Source organism: Nocardioides sp., assembly GCF_024509035.1.
In the GTDB taxonomy this organism is placed as follows: Bacteria; Actinomycetota; Actinomycetes; order Propionibacteriales; family Nocardioidaceae; genus Nocardioides.
This window is the reverse complement of sequence record NZ_JANINT010000323.1, coordinates 319-710: the sequence shown is the minus strand read 5'-3', so window position 1 is coordinate 710 and position 392 is coordinate 319. Positions and strand designations below refer to the sequence as shown.

Annotated in this window: 1 protein-coding gene; it reads right to left on the bottom strand. The window is 70.2% G+C overall.

Going from position 1 to position 392, the window contains the following annotated elements; genetic code table 11:
- Positions 1-392 (bottom strand): aldehyde dehydrogenase family protein (locus Q0L15_RS20220; protein ID WP_296606442.1); only part of this gene is annotated, 392 nt, incomplete at both ends.

Here is a 392-nt window from a genome sequence, read left to right as displayed (position 1 = left end):
CGTAGACGTAGGCCGCGAGCCCGAACTCGGTGCCGTTGACGGCGTCGAGCATGGCCGCCTCGTCGGACCAGGTGACGATCGGCGCGACGGGACCGAAGATCTCCTCCGCGAGGATCCGTGCGTCCATCGGCACGTCCACCAGGATCGTCGGCGGGAAGAACGACCCGGCATCGGGGACGGCGCCCTGGACGGCAACCCGTGCTCCGTCCGCGACGGCGCTGTCGACGAGCGCGGCGATACCTGCGCGCGCCTTCTCGCTGATGACCGGACCGATCTGGCTCGCCTCGTCGGAGGCGGGTCCGACCTTGAGGGCGGCGACCGCGTCGCCGAACTTCGTCACGAACTCGTCGACGACCTCGGCGTGCACATAGAACCGGTTGGCCGCGGTGCAG